The sequence below is a fragment of the Perlucidibaca aquatica genome (assembly GCF_001676655.1).
Taxonomy (GTDB): Bacteria; Pseudomonadota; Gammaproteobacteria; order Pseudomonadales; family Moraxellaceae; genus Perlucidibaca; species Perlucidibaca aquatica.
Genome location: NZ_LZDB01000002.1, coordinates 212,497 through 233,995, shown reverse-complemented (window position 1 = coordinate 233,995; position 21,499 = coordinate 212,497). Strand labels below are relative to the sequence as shown.

At 57.4% G+C, this 21,499-nt stretch carries 21 protein-coding genes; 13 read left to right on the top strand and 8 right to left on the bottom strand.

All coding sequences use genetic code 11. The annotated features are described in order from the left end of the window. Positions 1-63 precede the first annotated feature (63 nt). The 5 genes from A8710_RS04715 to A8710_RS04695 form a co-directional block, all read right to left on the bottom strand. Positions 64-684 (bottom strand): Fic/DOC family protein, encoded by a 621-nt coding sequence (locus A8710_RS04715; protein ID WP_082968666.1) that lies wholly within the window; start codon positions 682-684, stop codon positions 64-66. Beyond that, positions 681-866 carry an antitoxin VbhA family protein gene (locus tag A8710_RS04710; RefSeq protein ID WP_068858348.1) on the bottom strand — a complete coding sequence of 62 codons (186 nt, stop codon included), beginning with the start codon at positions 864-866 and terminating at the stop codon, positions 681-683. Before A8710_RS04710 ends, A8710_RS04715 begins: the two co-directional genes overlap by 4 nt. 80 nt (positions 867-946) lie before the next feature. Next, complete coding sequence (locus A8710_RS04705) at positions 947-2,461, bottom strand: fumarate hydratase (protein ID WP_068858347.1); 1,515 nt, start codon at positions 2,459-2,461, stop codon at positions 947-949. 65 nt (positions 2,462-2,526) lie between these two features. Further along, positions 2,527-3,441, bottom strand: a complete 915-nt coding sequence (locus A8710_RS04700; RefSeq protein ID WP_068858346.1) for an alpha/beta fold hydrolase — start codon at positions 3,439-3,441, stop codon at positions 2,527-2,529. Next, positions 3,416-4,708: a YihY family inner membrane protein gene (locus A8710_RS04695; protein ID WP_068858345.1), complete on the bottom strand. Its 1,293-nt coding sequence runs from the start codon at positions 4,706-4,708 to the stop codon at positions 3,416-3,418. Before A8710_RS04695 ends, A8710_RS04700 begins: the two co-directional genes overlap by 26 nt. 62 nt (positions 4,709-4,770) lie before the next feature. Between A8710_RS04695 and wrbA the strand changes: the two genes are divergently transcribed. Next, on the top strand, positions 4,771-5,370 hold the full coding sequence (wrbA, locus tag A8710_RS04690; protein ID WP_068858344.1) for an NAD(P)H:quinone oxidoreductase: 600 nt from the start codon (positions 4,771-4,773) through the stop codon (positions 5,368-5,370). A gap of 40 nt (positions 5,371-5,410) precedes the next feature. Continuing rightward, positions 5,411-5,791, top strand: coding sequence for a DUF2069 domain-containing protein (locus A8710_RS04685; protein WP_068858343.1), 381 nt, complete (start codon positions 5,411-5,413; stop codon positions 5,789-5,791). A 15-nt stretch (positions 5,792-5,806) separates the two neighbouring features. Here A8710_RS04685 and hda read toward each other — a convergent pair whose 3' ends face one another. After that, a complete protein-coding gene (hda, locus tag A8710_RS04680) occupies positions 5,807-6,520 on the bottom strand; it encodes a DnaA regulatory inactivator Hda (protein ID WP_157686296.1) in 714 nt (237 codons plus the stop codon). Continuing rightward, the gene (locus A8710_RS04675; RefSeq protein ID WP_068858341.1) at positions 6,513-7,586 is read right to left on the bottom strand and encodes an AI-2E family transporter; all 1,074 of its coding nucleotides are present in this window, start codon (positions 7,584-7,586) and stop codon (positions 6,513-6,515) included. Before A8710_RS04675 ends, hda begins: the two co-directional genes overlap by 8 nt. 129 nt (positions 7,587-7,715) lie before the next feature. Between A8710_RS04675 and purM the strand changes: the two genes are divergently transcribed. Genes purM through A8710_RS04660 form a run of 3 tightly spaced genes read left to right on the top strand, consistent with a single transcriptional unit; the run spans position 7,716 to position 10,270 of the window. Next, a complete protein-coding gene (gene purM, locus A8710_RS04670) occupies positions 7,716-8,756 on the top strand; it encodes a phosphoribosylformylglycinamidine cyclo-ligase (RefSeq protein ID WP_068860582.1) in 1,041 nt (346 codons plus the stop codon). A 33-nt stretch (positions 8,757-8,789) separates the two neighbouring features. Then, positions 8,790-9,452 carry a phosphoribosylglycinamide formyltransferase gene (gene purN, locus A8710_RS04665; protein ID WP_068858340.1) on the top strand — a complete coding sequence of 221 codons (663 nt, stop codon included), beginning with the start codon at positions 8,790-8,792 and terminating at the stop codon, positions 9,450-9,452. 32 nt (positions 9,453-9,484) lie between these two features. Beyond that, a complete protein-coding gene (locus A8710_RS04660; RefSeq protein ID WP_068858339.1) occupies positions 9,485-10,270 on the top strand; it encodes a DUF3108 domain-containing protein in 786 nt (261 codons plus the stop codon). On the opposite strand, the gene A8710_RS04655 is transcribed toward A8710_RS04660, so the two are convergent. Continuing rightward, complete coding sequence (locus tag A8710_RS04655; protein WP_068858338.1) at positions 10,256-10,936, bottom strand: TetR/AcrR family transcriptional regulator; 681 nt, start codon at positions 10,934-10,936, stop codon at positions 10,256-10,258. The two genes, A8710_RS04660 and A8710_RS04655, sit on opposite strands and share 15 nt — an antisense overlap. A gap of 125 nt (positions 10,937-11,061) precedes the next feature. Between A8710_RS04655 and A8710_RS04650 the strand changes: the two genes are divergently transcribed. The 8 genes from A8710_RS04650 to A8710_RS04615 all read left to right on the top strand — a co-directional run bounded on the left by A8710_RS04650 (position 11,062) and on the right by A8710_RS04615 (position 21,496). Beyond that, entirely contained in the window at positions 11,062-12,567 is a 1,506-nt protein-coding gene (locus tag A8710_RS04650) for a hypothetical protein (protein WP_068858337.1), read from the top strand. Between the two features lies 1 nt (position 12,568). Beyond that, positions 12,569-13,570 (top strand): helix-turn-helix transcriptional regulator, encoded by a 1,002-nt coding sequence (locus A8710_RS04645; RefSeq protein WP_068858336.1) that lies wholly within the window; start codon positions 12,569-12,571, stop codon positions 13,568-13,570. A gap of 189 nt (positions 13,571-13,759) precedes the next feature. After that, positions 13,760-15,085, top strand: coding sequence for a DsbA family protein (locus tag A8710_RS04640; protein WP_068858335.1), 1,326 nt, complete (start codon positions 13,760-13,762; stop codon positions 15,083-15,085). After that, on the top strand, positions 15,082-16,149 hold the full coding sequence (locus tag A8710_RS04635; protein WP_068858334.1) for an MBL fold metallo-hydrolase: 1,068 nt from the start codon (positions 15,082-15,084) through the stop codon (positions 16,147-16,149). Before A8710_RS04640 ends, A8710_RS04635 begins: the two co-directional genes overlap by 4 nt. A gap of 5 nt (positions 16,150-16,154) precedes the next feature. Next, positions 16,155-16,928: a peptidylprolyl isomerase gene (locus A8710_RS04630; protein ID WP_157686294.1), complete on the top strand. Its 774-nt coding sequence runs from the start codon at positions 16,155-16,157 to the stop codon at positions 16,926-16,928. Continuing rightward, a complete protein-coding gene (locus A8710_RS04625; protein WP_068858332.1) occupies positions 16,925-18,106 on the top strand; it encodes a HupE/UreJ family protein in 1,182 nt (393 codons plus the stop codon). Before A8710_RS04630 ends, A8710_RS04625 begins: the two co-directional genes overlap by 4 nt. Before the next feature lie 4 nt (positions 18,107-18,110). Further along, positions 18,111-20,402, top strand: a complete 2,292-nt coding sequence (locus tag A8710_RS04620; RefSeq protein ID WP_068858331.1) for a DUF3604 domain-containing protein — start codon at positions 18,111-18,113, stop codon at positions 20,400-20,402. Further along, positions 20,399-21,496, top strand: a complete 1,098-nt coding sequence (locus A8710_RS04615) for a glutathione S-transferase family protein (RefSeq protein ID WP_068858330.1) — start codon at positions 20,399-20,401, stop codon at positions 21,494-21,496. Before A8710_RS04620 ends, A8710_RS04615 begins: the two co-directional genes overlap by 4 nt. Positions 21,497-21,499 lie beyond the last annotated feature (3 nt).

Here is a 21,499-nt window from a genome sequence, read left to right as displayed (position 1 = left end):
GCCAAGTCAAAGTGGCGGTGAGCCGACATTTTCCCAAATTTGAGTAGCCCCTAGCTTTGTGCTTCAAATCAACATGATGTGCAGTCGTAACAAATGACTCAGCTTGTTGAAGTCCGCTTCATGTTGACGCGCTGCGCGACATGCCATTGCCATCTGTTCGCCAGAAATAGCCGACCATGCGAATGCGAACCCAGAAAGTTCAGCCAGCTGATCCAGCAAAATGCGCTGTGTTCTGCCATTGCCTTCGCGGAACGGGTGCATGGCATTGATACGCGCCAAAAAATACCCTGCTCGCGTTGCAAAATCGGCCATGGGCAGATCGCGCAGAAGATTTTCAGCATGCAAATCATCGAATACTTCAATTGCCTTGGCCTCAATCAAACGGTAAGGCAAAAATAGAACTCCGCCTTTGGCAATTTCTGTATAGCGCGGTATGCCCGCCCAAGGGTAGATGTCACCAAACAACCGCTGATGTATCAGGCACAAATGATGCAGATCAAAGGTTGGCACAGCAGGTGACTGGATCAACTCAGCATACGCGGCAGCACTGATTTTTTCTTCAGCCTCGTTGAGCAGTTGAGTGTCTGTGATGCCCAAGCTATTAATCAAACAAGTAGAGCCGGGAATCAGGTAAGGATCTTCATCCTGAATGTCGTAATGCTCATAGCCCGCTGCAACGGTCATGCAGAGGCTTTCTGCTTGTACTGCGCAATCAAGGCTTGCTTCACTTCAGTGGCCGATACCTGACCGCTGGCTATTTCAAGCATGACATGCTGAGTCTTGGGAGACAGGCGAATGCCTTCAATAGCCATGGAGCCTATGGCTTGCTGAACCTTGAAGACTGTCAATTCGGCTGGAGTACGCATTTCGTCAAGATAACCTCAATACGCCAGAAAACAAAGAGGCCCGCTGATGCGAACCTCCCTGTCCATCACAACAATAAAGCTCAGTTCGTCACCGGAATCTTCCCGATCTTCGCCTGCCAGATCTTCGGCGCAGTCTCATGCACGGAGTTACCGGTCACATCCACCGCTACGCTGACTGGCATGTCTTCAACCACGAACTCGTAGATCGCTTCCATGCCGAAGTCTTCAAACGCCACAACCCGCGACTTGCGGATTGCCTTCGACACCAGATACGCCGCGCCACCCACGGCCATCAGGTAGACCGCTTTGTGGTTCTTGATGGCGGCGATGCCAGCCGGGCCGCGCTCGGACTTGCCGATCATGCCGTACAGCCCGGTCTTCGCCAGCACCGTCTCCGTAAACTTGTCCATGCGGGTGGCCGTGGTCGGGCCGGCCGGGCCGACGACTTCGTCGCGCACCGGATCGACCGGGCCGACGTAGTAGATGAACTTGCCCTTCAGATCCACCGGCAGTTCTTCGCCCTTGGCGAACATCTCGACCATGCGCTTGTGCGCGGCGTCGCGGCCGGTGTACATGGTGCCGGTGAGCAGCAGCGTCTCGCCCGGCTGCCACGACGCGATCTCTTCCGGGGTGATGTCATCGAGATTGACGCGACGCGACTTCGAGGCATCGAAGGTGAGCTTGGGCCAGTCTTCCAGCTTCGGCACTTCCAGTTCGGCAGGGCCGGAGCCATCCAGCTCGAAATGCACATGACGGGTGGCGGCACAGTTCGGGATCATCGCCACCGGCAGCGAGGCGGCGTGGGTCGGGTAGTCGAGAATCTTGATGTCGATAACGGTGGTCAGACCACCGAGGCCCTGAGCGCCAATGCCGAGCGCGTTGACCTTCTCGTAGAGCTCGATGCGCAGCTCTTCGATGCGGTTCGACGGGCCACGGGCGATCAGCTCCTGGATATCCACCGGGTCCATCAGCGATTCCTTGGCGAGCAGCGCGGCCTTCTCGGCGGTGCCGCCGATGCCGATGCCTAGCATGCCCGGCGGGCACCAGCCGGCGCCCATGGTCGGCACGGTCTTCAGCACCCAATCCACAATGCTGTCGGACGGGTTGAGCATGGCCATCTTCGACTTGTTCTCGGAGCCGCCGCCCTTGGCCGCGACGGTAATGTCGACCTTGTTGCCCGGCACGATGCTGTAGTGGATCACCGCTGGCGTGTTGTCTTTGGTGTTGGTGCGCTTGCCGGCCGGGTCACGCAGGATCGACGCGCGCAGCACGTTGTCCGGGTTCAGGTAGGCGCGGCGAACGCCTTCGTTGATGGCGTCATCGAGGCTGAGGTCGCCGAGATCCCAGCGCACGTCCATGCCGACCTTGACGAAGATGGTGACGATGCCGGTGTCTTGGCAGATCGGGCGATGACCCTCGGCACACATGCGCGAGTTGATCAGAATCTGCGCCATCGCATCCTTGGCCGCCTGGTTTTCTTCACGCTCGTAGGCGGCGTTGATGGCCTGGATGAAGTCTACCGGGTGGTAGTAGGAGATGTATTGCAGGGCATCGGCGACGCTCTGGATGAGGTCGTCTTTCTTGATGACGGTCATGGGTGAAGCTCCATCGGAACGATCGAATGGGTTAGCGGAAAATGTGGACTCGAGTATAACCGCAGCTAGCGGCGTGCGGCTAAATGGGAAAGCAATGCCGCCACCACCGCCTGGGGCTGTTCAGCTTGCAAAAAATGCCCACAATCATTGAGACGCTGGCAAGTAATGCCCGCCGGAAACATGGTCGGGTCCACTAGCACATTAAATAAATCTGCCTGCATACAGCCGTCCAAAGCGCCGGTCAACGCCAGTGTCGGCACGTTCAGCGCACGTCTGGCTAAGGCGTAGAGCGTGCGGGTATTACCTCGCCACGGGGTAAACAGCGCTCGGTAATACCGTGTTGCTGCCCAAGCCACATCAGCCTCTAGAAACGCCTGTTGCACGGGCGCGAACTGTTCAGGCGTAAACGCCCAGCCCGGCGACCAAATCTGCCAGAGCTCGCGCAAGCGCGCACAGTCGTTGGCACGAACACCTTGCACGGCATTCAGCGATTGCATCTCCAACATATAAGCGGAATTTCTTAATTGCGCGGGCAGTAAGCGCCAGGCACGCTCAACGCGCTGAAACGGTGGAATAGCCAAAATACTCAAGGATTGCCAAGCGGCCGGCTGATTCGCCACCGCCGCCATTGCCGCAATAGCGCCCCAGTCGTGCCCGACCAGATGGATGGGGAGTCCACCCATTTCACGCTGCCACGCCAATAAATCCAGACTGGCGGCATAGGCATCGTAATCGGCATCGGGGTGCACCGAACTGGGCGTATAGCCCCGAAGCCAAGGCCTTAACACCCGATAACCCGCCGCAAGCAAGCCCTGCGTCACGCCATCCCAACCGTGCGGGGTGTCTGGGAAACCATGCACCAACATGACCAAGGGCGCGTGCTCTGGGCCTTCCAACCATGCCGTCAGCGTCAGTTGATCGCGCCGTAAGTACAGAGTTTTTCGTGTCTCTGCGCTAGGCGTGACGAGGGTTAGTGCCATGACCGGCCTCCATTTTTTCGCTACAGGGCAAGGTTTCACCCTGCAGTAGTGCGCTAAGTGATTGCGGGCGTTGACTCGCCACGTGCAGCGGCGCCAACCAATCCCGCAGAGCCACTCGCCAAGGCTGCGATCGGTCCAGCGTTTCATCGGGATTGAGTGCGTCTGGAGCTGGCAAGGACCAAGGCAAACTGGGCAAGAGCTGTGCAATATCAACCTGGCTCAAATCCCGCGCTAAACGAAAATCGCCATCGGCCGTGCGCACCATATACCGCTGCGTCAGCAGCCAGTCTTGCCATTGTGACCAGCCCCACTGTGTGCTGCGTTGCAGGATGCGCATGATTTCGGTTTCGCTCAGTCCCATGCCCTCGTGATGGCGTGCTTTTAAGCACTGCAACAGCGTCATCAACGCGAGCACCGGATGCTGCGACGGACGCGCTTCCACATCATGCAGCACCAAACTTCGGCTGAGCTCCACACCAAACAAAATGATTAGCCATGACAGATAAATCCACAGCAGGAACACGGGGAAAGCAGCGAACGCGCCGTAAACCAACTCATACGAACTAAAACTCGTGACAAAGATACCGAAGCCACGTTTGGCTAACTCGAATAAGCAGGCCGCCACAAAGCCACTGATCAAGCCCGCGCGCCAAGGCACGCGGCAATTCGGAACAGCGGTATAGAGCAGCGTGAAACCGAGCGCCGTAAACAACAGCGGAATGAGACCCACCCCAGGCAGCACAGTGCCGACCATATCAACCGTATCGCTGAGCACACGCAGCGACATCAAATACGACGACAGCACAAAGCCGGCCCCGAGCAGGAATGGCCCCAAGCTAAGCACCGCCCAGTAGCGCAGAAAGCTGATCAGGCCTTGCTTGGGCGCGCGCACCTGCCAGATTTCATTAAAGGCGCGCTCGATGGTGACGAGCATCATGATGGCTGTGAGAAACAACATGCCGATACCGACTAGCGTGAGCTCACTGGCTTGCTGGGCGAACTCGCTGAGATGCTGCTGCACGGCTTCGCCGGTGCTGGGCACCAGATTGGAGAAGATGAACTGCTGAATTTCGGCACTGACGGGCTTCAGCGAAGGGACCGCTGCCAGTGCGGTAAAGACCACCGTCATCATCGGCACCACGGCAAATAAGGTGGTGAACGTCAACGCAGCGGCATGCCCGCGACAGTTGTCGCTCAGGAAGTGCTGGCCGGCGGTGCGCAGCAAATGCCCAATCGTGCTGAATTGTTGTCGTGCCGAACGCTTCATGCAGCAATCCTCAGTGGCTTCGCGCTAGTATTCCCGCCAGACCCGTGGCTGTCGAGGCAAGCATGTCAGATCCTTACATTTTGGTGTTGTATTACAGCCGTCAAGGCGCCACCCGCGAGATGGCTCGGCTCATTGCTCGTGGCATTGAAAGCACCGGCATGAGCGCTCGCCTACGCACCGTGCCGGCGATTTCAGCCGATTGTGAGCAGACCGCTCCCGAGATTCCTGACACCGGCGATATTTATGCCACGCTCGATGACCTCGCCCATTGCAGTGGTCTCTTGTTGGGCAGCCCGACCCGCTTCGGCAACATGGCCGCGCCACTGAAATACTTTCTTGATAGCACGACGCCGCTGTGGCTTAACGGTGCACTCATCGACAAACCTGCCGCCGCCTTTACGTCCACCGGCTCACTGCATGGCGGTCAAGAATCCACCTTACTCAGCATGATGCTGCCGTTGTTGCATCACGGCATGGTGCTGGTGGGTTTACCCTATGCCGAACCGGCTTTGCTTAATACGCGCACCGGCGGCACGCCTTATGGTGCGTCGCACTGGGCCGGTGGTGATGGCCAGCACCCCATCTCGCCCGATGAAGCCGCGCTCTGCCTGGCCCTCGGACGCCGTGTGGCACGCTGGGCAAAAATGCGCCCCACGACGTAAACCGAACTCAACCCAATACCGATTTGCTGAGACAAAACCCATGAATGATGCCGAGTTACTCCAGGTTCAAGCCGCGCAATTACAGCGCTACACCGTGTGGAGCTTAATTGCGCTATTGGTATGGATGGCCGTTGAAGTCGCCTTTACCGAGCTGTCACTGTTGGCGTCACTGGTGGTCTGGCTGGTGCAGGCAATTGGCCTGCTTTGGTTTTTGCCCGGCCTGCGCCGAGGTAATGCCAGCAGTGCCGCCTGGTTGGGTTATGTGCTGATGCTGTATTTCATTTTTGCCGTGCTGTCGGCCTTTGCCCCGGGCTTAAAAGGCCAACTGGCCATGATTGAGTGCCTGCTGATTGTTGGCGTGTTTGTGTTGACCATTCGCTTCGTCAAAGCCAAGCGCGCCACGCAGGGCGGCGCACTCTAACTTGGACTCACGCATTTAGCCCAATACTGCTCGCGCTAATGGCACGGTAATACCGCGCTTTTCGCGTAGGGCACGCTGCTCAAGTTTGTCGAGCATCGTGGTGAATCGCCCCAAACCGCGCGGTCCTCGCTCGATCAAATAGCGCACCAGCTCCGGCTCCAACTGCCAGTCACGACGCTGTGCGATGGTCTGCAACAACTCCTGCCGAATGGCGTCGTCCGGTGTTGGCAACACATGCACGCTGGCCCGCGCCAAGCGTGATCGCAAATCGGGCAATTGCAGCGGCAGATCGGCCGGAATCATGGCGGCACTGACCAGCAAACGCCCACCCTGCTCTTGCAGGCGGTTATAGAGATTAAACAATCCCTCTTCCCACTCCGGCCAACCGGCCACGGCCTCGATGTCATCGAGCACCACCAGCGGGCAGCTTTCCAAACCCTGCAACATATCCGCGGGCAGAAACACGACTTGGCGCAAAGGCAGCAAAATACATTGGCCGAGTCGGTGTGCCGCTTCTGCCGCAACAGCCGAGAGCAGTAGCGAACGGCCAGAACCAGGCTCGCCGTAAACATGCAGCTGCGTTAATGCGCCCGACATCAGTTGCTCAAGCGCAGACAGCACCGGCGCAAAGGCCTGGGCGGGCAAATCTGCCAAGGTCACATCCTGGCGCGACTGCAGGGGCAGCAGCAGCTGCTCCTCGGGCATGAAGAGATCGTCCGAATTAGACAAGCGGAGGCTCTCCGCCGTGATACCAATGACTGTTTAAATAGCGACGCTGAGCATGGCGCAACAAGACCACGAGGATGGCTGCCACAGGCAAAGCCAACAGCATGCCAAAAAAGCCAAAGAGCTGACCGCCCGCCATGATGGCGAAAATCACGCCCACTGGCGGTAAGCCAATGCGATCGCCAACCAACCACGGCTGCAGTATCCAACTTTCAATGAGCTGGCCAATACCAAACACCGCCCACACCAATAACAAGGGTTTAATAAATAAACCAAACTGAAATAGCGCCACCAAGCTGGCAATGACAATCCCCAGCGTAAAACCAAAATACGGAATAATGCTGGCCAGACCAGCCACTAAGCCGATAACCATCGCTAACTTAATGCCTACCATTTGCAGGCCTATGCCATAAATCAGGCCCAGGGCCATCATGACCATGAGCTGGCCACGTAAAAACGCCGCTAATACGCTGTCGCACTCCTCTGCCAGCGACACCAATTGCGGCTCATATTGACGCGGTAACAGGTTTCGTAACTTCTGTACCAGCTCATCCCAGTCCAGCAACAAGTAAAAAGTCACCACCGGGATCAGCGCAATAAGACCGAGCGTGGCCGCCACATGCAGGCCAGATTGTGCAATTTGCGTGAGCATGTCGGTGGTGGTGGCATCCGCACCGCGCCAAAAGGCGGTGAGCCACTCCGTGATCAAATCCATATCGATCCGATCAATGTTGACGCGCAACCTTTGCTCCAGCCACGGAATGCCCTGACGATTCATCCAGCGCAAAACGGAGGGAATGCGCGACTCCAGGTAGACTAATTGCTCCCACAAGCGCGGTAGCACCAGCACCAGCGTGACCGTGCCGGCTAGGCACAAGGTGGCGAAGGTGGCACTCACCGCCATGACGCGGCTAAAGCCGGCACGCATGAGACGATGCACCAAAGGATTACCGAGATAGGCGAGCAGCGCGCCAACCACAAAGGGTAACAAGATAGGTTGCAAGGCATAGAGCAGGCCAGCAAGCGTCGCCAGGGCTACTACGATCAGCCAGCGATTACGATCTTTCATGCATACATCCTGCACTCATGCGATGGAATATCAAGGAGTCGCTATTGTGCGTAGCCAGAGCCATGACGGGCAAGCACTGTCCTGATAGAATGCGCGCCTCATTTGCCGCAACCCGCCGAGTTTTTAGCCATGACAGACGCCAAGCCTTCGCTCAGTTACAAAGATGCCGGTGTAGACATCGACGCCGGAGATCATCTGGTCGAACGCATCAAGGGTGTCGCGAAGAAGACCAAGCGCCCAGAAGTCATGGGCGGCCTCGGCGGTTTTGGCGCACTCTGCGAGATCCCGGCCGGCTATAAGCAGCCGGTGCTGGTGTCTGGCACCGACGGCGTTGGCACCAAGCTGCGCTTGGCTTTGCAGCTCAATCGTCACGAGCACATCGGCATTGATCTGGTGGCCATGTGCGTCAATGACATCGTGGTGTGCGGCGCCGAATCGCTGTTCTTCCTCGACTACTACGCGACGGGTCATCTCAATGTCGATACCGCCGCGACCGTGGTCACCGGCATCGGTGAAGGCTGTCTGCAGGCCGGCTGCTCACTGGTCGGCGGCGAAACCGCTGAAATGCCGGGCATGTACGAAGGTGATGATTACGACCTCGCCGGTTTCGCCGTGGGCGTCGTGGAAAAATCGGAAATCATCGACGGCTCGAAAGTGAAGGCCGGCGATGTGCTCATCGGCGTCGCCGCCAGCGGCGCACACTCCAATGGCTATTCGCTGATCCGCAAGATCATTGAAGTCTCCGGGGCCGATCTGAATCAGGACCTAGATGGCCGCACGCTCGCCGATGTGGTGATGACGCCGACGCGCATCTACGTGAAGTCCATGCTGGCGCTGATTAAGGCGCTGCCGGTACACGCGCTGGCGCACATCACCGGCGGCGGCCTGCCCGGCAATTTGCCGCGCGTGCTGCCGGAAGGCTGCGATGCCGTCATTGATGAATCGTCGTGGAACTGGCCACCGCTGTTCCAATGGCTGCAGGCCCAGGGCAATGTGGAGCGTTTCGAGATGTACCGCACCTTTAACTGCGGTGTGGGCATGGTGGTTGTGGTGCCAGCAGATCAAGTTGAAGCCACTATTGCTCAGCTTAAATCCACCGGTGACGACGCTTGGCTGCTCGGCAAGATCGTGCCGTCCACGCACAGCGAACCGACCGTGGTGTTTGCCTAACCTTTGCGGTATCGCAACACAGGAGCCTGAGCCATGTCATTCCGTATGGTCGTCTTGATCTCGGGGTCAGGCTCCAATCTTCAAGCCATTTTGAATGCCTGCGGCCAAGCCGCCACGGCGACGGCACCGGTCAGTATTCCGGGCAGCGTAGTGGGTGTGTTAAGCAATAAAGCCGATGCCTATGGCTTGCAGCGCGCCCAACACGCGGGCATTGCGACAGCCGTTTTAGCGCACACCGACTTTGCCGACCGTATTGAATTTGATGCCGCCATGCTGAAACAAATTGAAGCCTGGCAGGCCGACGTCGTGGTGCTCGCGGGCTTTATGCGCATCCTCAGCCCCGGTTTCGTTAATGCCCTACAGGGGCGACTCATCAATATTCATCCGTCCCTGCTGCCCAAATACAAAGGCCTACACACCCACCAGCGAGCGCTGGATGCCGGCGACCGCATTCATGGCTGCTCCGTACACTTTGTGACGCCCGAATTAGACGGCGGCCCGGTCATCGCGCAAGCCGTGGTTGACGTTAGAGACCACGATAGTGTGGAAACGCTTGCTGCGCGCGTTCACGCTGCCGAGCACAGACTTTATCCAACGGTGTTGTCTTGGCTTGCCCAGCAGCGCCTGACATTGAATGCGGGTCTAATTTACTTCGATGGTCAGCCCTTAATCGCCGCTCAGCAGCTCGCGACGTAATGTCTCAACCGGCCTCGTGCCACGGAGTTGTCATGTCTTTATTTCGCGGCCTAGTCTGCATTGCTGTAATAACACCCTTTTCAGTGGCCTGTGCTAGCCAGCCAGCCAACACCATCAGCCCCGCCAGCGCCAGCACAACGGACACCATCGCTAGCGCTACCAATGCCGTTGCCAACGCCAACGACTTCCCCGTGTCGGCCAGCAGTCATCGCTACCGTTTCAGCTGGGATGGCAATCTCAGTGGCGATGCCACTCGAAGCTTGAGTTGTCAGCAGCAAGTATGCAGCCTGCACACCGCAGCCAGTGTGCCCGGCATAGGCTCCTTAGATGAGCGCAGCCAGTTCGCATGGAAGGCTGGCAAGGTGCAATTTGAGAGCTATCAGCGGCAGCTGCAATTACTGTTTTTTCCGCAAACCGTACGCATTTTGCGCGGTAGCGATGGCCAAGTGGCCACCACCGATCGCAAAGGTAAAGTGCGCCAATACCCAGACCAAGCCAACCTGATTGATAGCTTGAGCCTAGAAGCCCAATTACGCAGTGATTTACTGCTGACTGGCAAAGCCCAAACTCAATACGCCTTGGCCGATATTAAAGGGGTGACTGTTATCACCTTGACGGAACTACCCGCCGAGACACTGGCCGTGGCCGAGCAGACTATTCCGGTTCGCGTTTTCCAGCGTCGCAACGCCGAAGGCTCGCGCATCACCACCTTATGGCTAGACCCTAAGCAGCAGTTTTTGCCGCTACAAATCACCCATCAAGATGGCGCAGAAACCTATCGCATGACGTGGCTAGGCAATAACTCAGCTGCTCGCTAAGCCGCCCGCCAGATAGTCATAGAAGTAGTCCAATAAGGCGCCGGGTTGGGTCTCGTGCAAGGTATCCAAGCCAAAGACGGGATGCGCCTGAAGTAAAGAGGCATCGGCCAGACCATGAATCAGCGTATTCACTGTCAGGTAGGTGTGTAGCGCCAACGCGGCCTCGGACTTATGCGGTGCAAGAGCCTGCAGTGTCGCGGTGTATTGCAAGAAATACGGCTGAACTGCCGACACCAACATCGCCTGCCCTTTGCCACCTTCTTGCCAGGTCAGGCGCGACAAAAATCGAATCCGCTGCAGCCCTATAGACCCACCTAAATACACCATGAGGAAGGGCTGAAACATGACCTGCGTGAGCTCACGCATGGTCCATGGACGCTCACTTCCCCGCGCCGTTAACTGCGCTAAAGCTTGTGCCTGATGAGGCGCCAACGCCGCCATGACATCCGCCAAGACAGCAGCCACCAAGCCTTCTTTGTCACGAAAATGATATCGAATGGCCGACTGATTTAGCTGCCCCGCTTGCGCGGTAATGGTGCGCAAAGAAACGCCATTCAAACCATGCTCGGCAAAGCTTTTTAGCGCGGCCGTTAAGAGCGCCTGACGCCCTTCTGCAGGTTCGGCTAACGCAGTGTCTTGCTGGTATACAGCAGCAGTTTCGCTCACAAAGAATACTCAACCAGAGAATGACGCTAGTCTGCCACAAGCAAAGCGCTAATAAAATGCACTTGCATTAATACAAGCGCATTAGTACGATTCTGGCACTTTAGCGTCGGTATCACGAGAACAATATGCACCGCACGAATCAGCGTCGCCTTGCCACTATCGCCCTGAGCTTTACGCTCCTAGGTTGCGGCTCTGGTAGTACAGAAAAAACTACAGAAACCACAAGCCCGGAATCGAGCACAAGCCCACTCGCCAGCCTCATGTCCATGCTGGGTGGCTCTGAACCCACTGAGAATGACTCACCAAAAGAGGAATCCTCGGCAACTAATGCCGATACCCTCAAGGGCTTGGGCTGTGGCTGGATTGCAGCCTCCGATGCCGATAACGCCAACATCGCCTTTCCCGATAAGGCCGCGCGTTATTGGGTCGCCTTAGCGCCCATGACACCCGGTAATCGTTTGCGTATTGAAGGCATATACCCAAAGGCACGCTACTTTTCGTTTAATAGTTACGATCTGGCGTTGCGCCCGACTGATGCTATTGCCGACCGAGAAATCATCCCGGAAGCGGGCTCACGAAATCCCTTCACTGAAGCTGGCGCCAGTCCTGGCGGTCGCTATACCGCCTTCCTGAACTTCGGCGCTGCGCCGGAAAAGAGAGCTGCCAATAGCTTTTACAGTGGCGCGATTGGTGCAGGTCCTGTGCAGCTCCCGAATGGCCCTGTGGTGCCCATTATTTATCGCACCTACTTAGCCAGCGGTGAGCGCCAAGACGGTGGCGTGGCACTGCCTATACTCACCTTGGAATCGAGCACTGGGCAAGCCATTGCCACCTTACCCACCTGTAGCGAGCCATTTTTACCTAGCTTTGGGGGGCTCCTGCCTGACTTCGGCTTTAATGAACTCATTAACCAGACCGACTACCCCAATCAGCTCGCGCTGCCGTTTCCAACAGCGGTGTATCCCGCTAAAACACGCCCGTTCTACGGACTGCCGCAAACCGCCATGAACATGATCATTGATCAACTAGGGATTGCTGAACAGGCCAGTCAATTCCCCGCCCTGCCTACTACCGGGGGTGGTGGCTTCCTGAGCAATGTTCACAATGATTACACCACGTCGGCCTTTGCCAGACGCTATGGCAACCTGTTCTTACTGCGTGCAAAAGCCCCCAGCTTCCGCGATAAAAAGGGCGTGACATTTGGTCAAGAGCAAATGCGCTACTGGTCTATTTGCCAAAATGAATTTCTCACTCAGCGTTACACCGATTGCAGTGCCGACAAAGACACTGTTTTAGATGCCGATGGCTACTTCACGGTTGCCGTTTCCGACACGGCCGAACGCCCCACACACGCCACAACCGCGCAAGGCATTACCTGGCTACCTTGGGGTGCATACCCTGATGGCCTCTTGCTATATCGCCAGATGCTCGTGGATGACAACTACCCGCAAGCCATTAAGCGCGTACCTCAAGGCACCGATATCAACGAGGTTATGGGCGAGTTCGCACCGCAAACGACTTACTGTCGCCCTGAGATTTTCGATCAGCCTAACCGCACGCCCAAGCAGCGTTTTGCAGCGTGCTTAGCCGATCAAGAAGCAAATCCAGCCGACGGCGTACCCTCGCCCTAGTATGCATATCCACGGCAGTTGGGTCGTCGCGTTGTTTGAGGTCCTGGAGGCCGATGGATGCACGCGTGACACCCTGCTGGAGCTCATGCATTTGCGCGCACAAGACGACTTTGCGCAAATGCGTCACCCGGTGCATCGGCTGGTGCCGCTTTGGCAATTGGCCGACGCCCGACTGGGCGAACAGGCGGGCTTATTGGTGGCACAACACTTCCGCCCCCAACATTGGGCGCAACTGGGGCAGGCCCTGCTGAGCAGCCGCCATTTGGGTGAGATTTTAGAGCGCATGACGCAGTTCTCTCGCCTCATGACCGATGCCTTGTATTTCGACCTCAGTGCCGAAAGTCCCGACACACTGACCTTTCGTACGCGATTTGCCTTTCCACAGTTGCTCGAAGAAAGCCGTGTTGAGGCCTATGTTGGCGCGTCGTTTCAACTTATTCGCTTACTGATCCCGCAGCCGCTGATGGCGCAGCGCGTGGAGCTTATGCGCCAGCAACCCGCCGATATCCGCCCGTGGCAGAACCTATTTGGCGAACAGCTTTCCTGGGGCCACGATTGCATCGCCATTCACCTTCATGCGGATGCGCTAAACGAAGCTGTACCTGGTGCTGACGCCACCATTGCCGCCCTTCACGATGCGTTTCTACAGCGGCAATTAATCGCCTTGGACGATCAGGACTTAATCGCCCAAGTGCGGCAGCATTTACGCCATCGAGTAGGTCAGAAAGTCGCGCACATCGACTTTATTGCAACGCAGTTAAACATGAGTGGGCGCACCCTGCAGCGGCAACTACAACAAGCCGGCCTGCCCTTTCGCGAACTACTGCATGAAGTACGCCTGGAGCTTGCGCAGCATTATTTAAGCAATACCAACCTGCGCTTAAGTGATATCGCAGAGCGCCTGGGCTATCGCCATCAAAGTAATTTCACCCTAGCCTTCCGCAGCAAAATGGAATGCTCACCCACGCAGTACCGACACAAAGCACAGCACGAAAACAGCTAAACGCATCAAAACCGGCCCTTGAAAACGCTGCGCGGGCATCATTTTCGCCCATAAAATTATGATTTTGCGCCAGCGGCATTTTCCGCTAAACCATTGGTTGCCTTAAAAAAAACAATCTGTCATGGTGCTAATACACGTTTTTGAACGTGGCATTTTGCCCACATAAAAATAATAGGCAGATTGAACACCATGTCACTCAAAACACTTTTAATGCCGCTGATTAGCCGTCAGCTTTTTTCGCGCCAGCGGCTACTCGCCAAACGCGCCATCGCTGAACGTCTGCGTATTGCCAAAGATGCGCCCCACGTCGTGCATTACTTTCATCAGGTCGATGACCCCTATAGCGTACTGACTGCCGGCGCGCTGCCCGAGTTGCTTGCACGCTACAACATCGCTCTGAACGTTCATATTGTGGATGCCCCACCCGATTCGGCCGCGCCTGAACGCGACAAGCTCATTGCCTACAGCCGCCTCGATGCCGCGCGCCTAGCCAAACACTATGGTTTGGAATTTAGCGATGCGGGTCGGCAACCCAGCGCCGAAGCCATCGCTGAAGCCAGTGCGCTGCTGGTGGCCAATCACGAGGCCGAGGCTTTTGCAAAAATCGCAGGACAGGTATCGAAAAACCTCTGGCAGTTCAAAGCCGATCTTTGCGCCGGACTTGATTCACACATGACATATCCTCGTGCGTCTTCAGCTGCCGTGGCGGCACACAAAGCCTCCGCTAATCAACTCCGCGCACGGCGAGGGCATTACTTGGGTGCCACGTTTTTTTATGCCGGTGAATGGTATTGGGGCATTGATCGGCTTTATCACCTAGAGCAGCGATTACAGGCTTTAGCGGTTCAAAAACACGCAGTCACTTCGCTGTTATTTCCGCCCGCAGCCGACCTTAAGGCACCCGTGTCGTGCGTTAATCCGCCTGATATTCATTTCTTCTTTTCCTTCCGCAGCCCCTATTCAGCCATTGTGGCCCCACGCGTTTTTGAGCTGGCGCGCTTAACGGGGGCAAACGTAAAACTGCGTTATGTCTTGCCCATGGTCATGCGGGGCTTGCCAGTTCCTGCCGATAAACGGTCCTACATCAGCCATGACACCGCGCGCGAAGCCTTCGTTCGCAACATTCCTTTTGGCTGCATCAATGACCCTGTAGGTAAGCCCACGGAGCGTGGCCTGGCCCTGATTGCCTATGCCGAGCGTATTGGGCGCGGCGAAGCCTATGTGATGTCTTTTATGCAAGGCGTATGGGCCGAAGGCATCAATGCCGGTAGTGATCGCGGCCTGCGTCGCATTGCCGAGCGTGCCGGCCTGAACTGGATCGAAGCACAACAAGCCTTACGAAATGACAATTGGCGCCTTCAAGCCGAACGTAATCGCGATGACATGTTTGCTTTGGGACTGTGGGGCGTGCCGTCTTTCAAAGTAGGTAACGTCTGTACTTGGGGTCAGGACCGTCTATGGGTCGTGGCTGACGAATTGTTGAAAACAGCTGTCACTGACAAGGTTCCATCATGACCAAAAAACTTATCGTAGCAGCAGCGCTCCTGCTCTCGGGCGCTGTGGCCTACCACTTCCTAGCCGTGCCGGTCAGTCTGGCCTTAGTCAAGCAAGTGGCCACGAAACGACTGAGCACCGACAACATGAACGGCTTAGCCGATGGCTTGCACATTGGCATTTGTGGCGCTGGGGCTCCTTTCCCAGATGACCTGCGCTCCGGGCCATGCACCCTCATTATTGCGGGCCAGCGCTTATTCGTGATTGACACCGGCAGCGGCAGCGCGCGCCACATCAACGCCATGGGCTTTAACCCAGGCCGCATTGAGGCCGTTTTTCTCACACACTTCCACTCTGACCATATAGATGGTTTGGGTGAGTTAATGTTGCAACGCTGGGGTGCCAGCGCGAATCAACAGCCCGTCACCATTTATGGCCCGCGAGGTGTTGAATCCGTGGTGGCAGGCTTCTTACAAGCATATGAGCCAGATCATCAATATCGTGTAGCGCATCATGGCAATCACATCATGCCCAGCACGGGCTTTGGCGGCGTTGCTAAATCGTTCGAAGTTCCAGCGCAGGGCCATGCCGTCATTGTGAAGGATAAAGACCTGGAGATATCCGCCTTCGCCGTAGCGCACTCACCCGTGCACCCGGCTGTTGGCTACCGAATTCGCTACAAAGGTCGCAGCGTGGTGATCAGTGGTGACACCAGCAAATCAGCCGCCGTTACCGAAGCCGCGCAAGGCGTGGATCTGCTGGTGCATGAAGCACTCTCTGCGCCACTCGTGGGCATTCTGCACGACAGTGCTGATGCCGTAGGTCGGCAAAACCTCAAGCAAATTTTCACCGATATTCTGAACTATCACACCTCGCCGCCCGAGGCCGCAGAGGTCGCCGAGGAAGCCAAGGTTGGCTATCTTTTACTGAATCACATTGTGCCGCCGCTGCCACTTTCCGGCCTGAAAAAAGCCTTTCTGGCCGATGCTGAAGAGCGCTACAAAGGCCCAATCCGGATTGCTCAGGATGGCGACTTCATTAGTCTGCCCGTGGGCACAAAAGCGATTGAGGTGGGTTCGCGGTGAAAACTATGCCCATGCCTCGACTGTTGCTGCTGGCCGGCCTCCTCGCGGGCATGGTGGGCTCGGGCATTAGCGTCGTTCGGCAAGTGCCCGCGGCGGGTCTACCCAGCGGGGCCATGGCTCAAGTGGGCGAGCGCCTGATTCTGCGCGATGAGTGGTTGAAAGGTGTGGCAGCCGCTGCTTCCGAGCGTCGCACGCCCTTAACGACAGCACAGCAGACGCAAATCTTAGATCGCCTAATCGACGAAGAGCTGCTGGTACAACATGGCCTGAGCTTGGGGCTGGTTGAACACGATCAACGCTTGCGCGGCCAGCTCATTGCCGAAGTGCTCTTCAGCACCACCGCCAGCCTGTCCGATGACGCGATAGCCGAAACTGAGCTCGAGTCGTTTTATCGCGCCAATGTAGGCTTATTTGTGCCGCCTGCTCAGCTCCGGGTGCAGGCCTGGATACTCGGATCAGCGGGTGAGCGCAAAGCCTTTTTGCCGCCCTTGCCGAACAGCCTTTTGCCCTTGCATAAACTGCAACAGTACTTAGGGCCGGAACTGGTCAAGGCCGCCATGCTTCTGCCCTTGGGTCAAGAAAGTCGGCCCATCGCCAACCAAGGTCAACAGGTGGTTTTGCTCGTCAGCGAGCAGCAACTTGCCCCTGCACCTGCACTCGAAGCCGTTCGCGAGCCTGTGCTTCGCGAGCTTCGCCGCCAGCGTGACGAGCGCGCAGTGCGTGAACTGCTTGATGACTTGCGTCAGCAATACCGCGTCACGCGAGTCGATGCACAATGACGTTTTATCGCTACTGGCTTCTTTGCCTCTGGGTCGTGAGTGGTTGGGCTCATGCCCATAACTTGGGTACCTCCTACTCGCAATGGCAGCTCAGCGAATCCGGTGCCTCGGTCACGGCGCGTATCTCCCAATTGCAACTGAGTCGGTTACAGCTTGATCCGCGCTACACCGAGCAGTACGCCGAAAAAGTAGCGACCTTATTGGCGCGTGATCTCCAACTGTGGGCGCAGAAACAGCGTTGCACGGCTCAAGAGGCAAAGGCTCAAATCGAGGCCGACGGCTGGGTGAGTGCGCGCTGGCACGTGGACTGTCCGTCAGCACAACCGTGGACGTTACGCACGCGTTTACTGGAGAACGTGGCGCCATCGCACCTGCATTTTGTCCGTATTGATGCGCCACAGCAGCCAACACAACAGCGTGTGCTGAACTTTGCCCATCCCAGCCTGACGCTAGGTGCCACCGCGCCTGAAGCGAACTCGCTGCAGCAATTTATTGGCATTGGTCTGAGCCATATCCTGAGTGGCTGGGACCATCTCGCGTTTATTCTGATGTTAATTTTATTGGCCCCACGGCTACGCGATGTGGTGTGGCTGGCCACTGGTTTCACCCTCGCCCACAGCCTCACCTTGGCAGCCGCCAGCTTAGGTTGGGTGATCGTAGATCAGGCTCGAATTGAGGCGCTCATTGGGTTTTCCATTGCTCTCGTTGCAGCCGAAAATCTATGGTTGCAGAGCGCGCGCGACCCTTGGATACCTCGTCTACTGCTCATCACCCTCATCGGAGTAGCTGGGCTGGGGCTATTCATTAGTGGTTTTAGTCAGCTCCCGCTGCTGCTCAGCCTATTTGTGTTTACCGCCTGTTATTTCGGTTTGCTGGCCAGCGCGCCTCAACCTCAGCGCTGGCGCCTCGCCCTGACCTTTATTTTTGGCTTAATCCATGGCTTTGGCTTTGCCGGACTCATGGGCGAGCTGGCATTACCTGCCGAGCAGTTCTTGCCGGGTCTGCTGGGCTTCAACCTCGGCGTCGAATTGGGGCAGATACTCATCATCGCGCTGATCTGGCCCTTGCTACATCTGTTAAGACGCTTTCCACACGTGGCTGCCTGGAGCAGCCAAGGGGTCTCTGCCGCCGTTGCCGGCCTGGGCATTTTCTGGTTCTTGACCCGATTACTGGTGTAAATCCATGAGCAAAAACATAAAAAAAATCAGCATCATCAGCATCGCCCTGGTCGCCGTCGCGGCATGGCTTTACCTGGATCGTGAACCTCACCCCGAAACGCCGGGCGTAATCAGTGGCCAGTCGGTATCCGAAGAAATTCTAAAGGCCCGCCGCGATGCGCTTGCAGCAGCCTCTGGCGAGCGTGCCGATGCTAAGCAGATTCTCTTTGGCGATCTGCATGTGCACACGACCTACTCCGTGGATGCCTTTGCCTGGAGCATGCCGGTTTTGCATGGCAACGGCGTACACCCACCTGCCGAAGCCTGCGACTACGCCCGCTTCTGTTCCGGTCTGGATTTTTGGGCCAGCACCGAACATGGTGAATCGCTCACACCTCGGCACTGGCAAGACTTGAAGGATACCGTCCGGCAATGCAACGCCGTGGCAGGTGATCCGGCCAACCCCGACATGGTGACTTTCCTGGGCTGGGAATGGACGCAGATGGGCAACACCCCAGAAACCCATTACGGCCACAAAAATGTCATTCTGCGTGATACCGACGACGCCAACATTCCTGCGCGTCCCATTAGCGCCGGAAGCATTGCCGCCTCCGCCATGCGCGCCAACGGCCGCCCGTATTGGCAAGATGTAATCTCGCCCTATATGGATTTTGCCAGCCGGCAATCGCAATTCGATCAGCAATACAAACTCGCCGAATTGCGCCGCCAAAATGTCTGTGCCGAAGGGGTCCCCGTACGCGACCTGCCCAAAGAGTGCGTGGAGTACGCGACAACCCCCGCCGACCTGTTTGCCAAGCTCCGGGATTGGGGTAGCGAGAGCTTGGTCATCCCGCATGGCAACACCTGGGGCTTCTACACCCCACTGGGCTCCGGCTGGGAAAAACAGCTCACGCGCAAGCAGCACGACCCCGAACGCCAGCGACTCATTGAGGTGTACTCCGGTCATGGCAACTCCGAACAATACCGCGACTGGAAGGAAGTCGCTTTTGATGCCGAGGGCAATGCCACTTGCCCGGCGCCCAGTAAAAACTATCTCCCTTCGTGCTGGCGTGCAGGGGAAATCATTCGAAGCCGATGTGGTTCATTACCCGCCGCCGACTGCGAAAAACGTGTGGTGAAAGCGCGTCGTGATTACCTTGCTGCAGGCCGTGGCGGCCATCTCGTGGTGCCTGGCGTGAAGCCTGAAGATTGGCTAGACGCCGGCCAGTGCACCGACTGCTTCCTGCCTGCCTTCAACTATCGCGCCGGTGGCTCCACGCAATACGCACTCGCACTGTCTAACTTTGACGAGCCGGGCGAAAACGGCAAAGGTCCGCTGCGCTTCCGCTTTGGCTTTATTGCCTCCAGCGACAATCACGCGGCACAACCCGGCACCGGCTTTAAACAAGTGGGCCGACATGAAAACACCGAGGCCTATGGTCAGGATATGCCGCTACGCAAGTTCTTCATTGATGAAGCCAAGCCCACCGGCAAAAAGCCCGAGTCAGTGCCCTTCGACATTAACCAGAGTCGCTTCAACTTCCTGCAAGTGAACGAAAGCGAGCGCGCACAGTCTTACTTTTATACCGGGGGCTTAGTCGCTGTGCACAGCCCGGGTCGCTCACGCGATGCCATCTGGGGCGCACTCAAGCGCCGCGAAGTCTATGCCACCTCCGGCGAGCGCATGCTGCTCTGGTTCGACCTACTCGGTGATAAAGGCATGACCGCACCCATGGGCTCGGAGGTGAAAGGCGTGGGTAATCCTTCCTTCCGTGTGCGTGCGGTGGGTGATTTTGAGCAGCTTCCGGGCTGCCCTGAGCAGAGCCTGACGGCACTGGGCAGCAAGCAAGTGGAGCAAATCTGTCGCGGCGAATGCTACAACCCGTCGAACACACGCAAGCTCATTGACCGCATTGAAGTGGTGCGCATCCTGCCGCAGAACCAACGCGGTGAAAACGTGAAAGACCTGATCGAAGACCCATGGAAAACCTTCGCCTGTAGCGGCGACCCAGCTGGCTGTACCGTGGAATTCAGTGACACCTCCGCCAAGCGTCAGGGCCGCGAAGCCATTTACTACGTCCGCGCCGTGCAAAAGGCCTCGCCCACCATCAACGCCGCGAACTTACGCTGCGAATTTGACGCGCAGGGCCGCTGCATTGCCGTGAAGCCTTGCTATGGCGACGACCGCACCGACAGTAAAGACGAATGCCTCGCCCCTGCCGAACATCGCGCCTGGTCATCGCCCATTTTTGTGGACGACGCCGCTGCGGCAAAAGCTGCCCCACATAAAACCACAACAGGAGCCCCTGCCAAATGACTCGTCCCTACCTGCATTACGCGTGGGAAATTTCCCTGTACAGCGGCAAGACCCGCGCCTACCTGCGCTACAAGGGCATTCCGTTTGTGGAGAAGAACATTCATCTGTGGACCATGCCGACCATCCAGAAAAAGGTCGGCGCTCAGGTTATGCCGGTGGTGGTTACGCCTGAAGGCGAATGGCTGCAAGACACTTCGCATATTATTGATGTGCTGGAACAACGCTTCCCGAATGCGCCGGTCGTACCTACCACACCACGGCAGAAGCTGGCCTCAAGCCTGATCGAAGCTTGGGCGGACGAATACTGGCTGCCCACGGCCATGCATTTCCGCTGGAGCTATCCGGAGAATTTCCGCGACCGCTTCCAGCCTGAAGTGGGTGACAACTTACTGCCCTTCATGCCGCGCTTCATCAAGAACCGCGCCGTGACCAAAGTCGCTACGCTGCTGCGCAGCTACCTGCCCGGCGTCGGTGTCGTGCCCGGCCAGCACGAGATCATCGAACGCTGGACGCACGAACAGCTCGACCTGCTCGACACTCATTTCGGCCAATACGGCTACCTGCTCGGCAGCAAACCCTGCCTCGGTGACTTCGGCCTCATCGGCCCGCTCTACGCCCACCTTGGGCGCGACCCTTGGCCGGCACGCGAACTCATTGCCAAGCGCCCTAATTTGCACGCTTGGGTTAAACGCATGATGAATCCGCCACAGCCCCAGGCCGGCAACTTCCTCGCAGATGACGCGATCCCCGACACGCTGCTGCCACTGTTCAAATCGGTATTCGCCGACTTCTGGCCGCAGCTGGAACTAACCCTGGGCGAGATGGAACGCACCCGCTCCAGCCTCAAACCGGGTCGCGGCTGGTCACGCATGCTCGGCATGATTGACGTGCCCATGGGCCGCGACAAATTGCGCATCGGCGCACGCCCGTTCAGCCTGTGGATGGCACAACGCAGCTTCGACACCTTCCACGCCCTGCCCGCCGCCGAACAGGCCAGCGTGCAGAGCTGGCTGGAAAGCATCGGCGCTGGCGATGCCATGAAGCTGGCCATCCCGCGCCTGCGTCAAATCGCTCTGCGCGTTGCCCCGGAGTAAGCC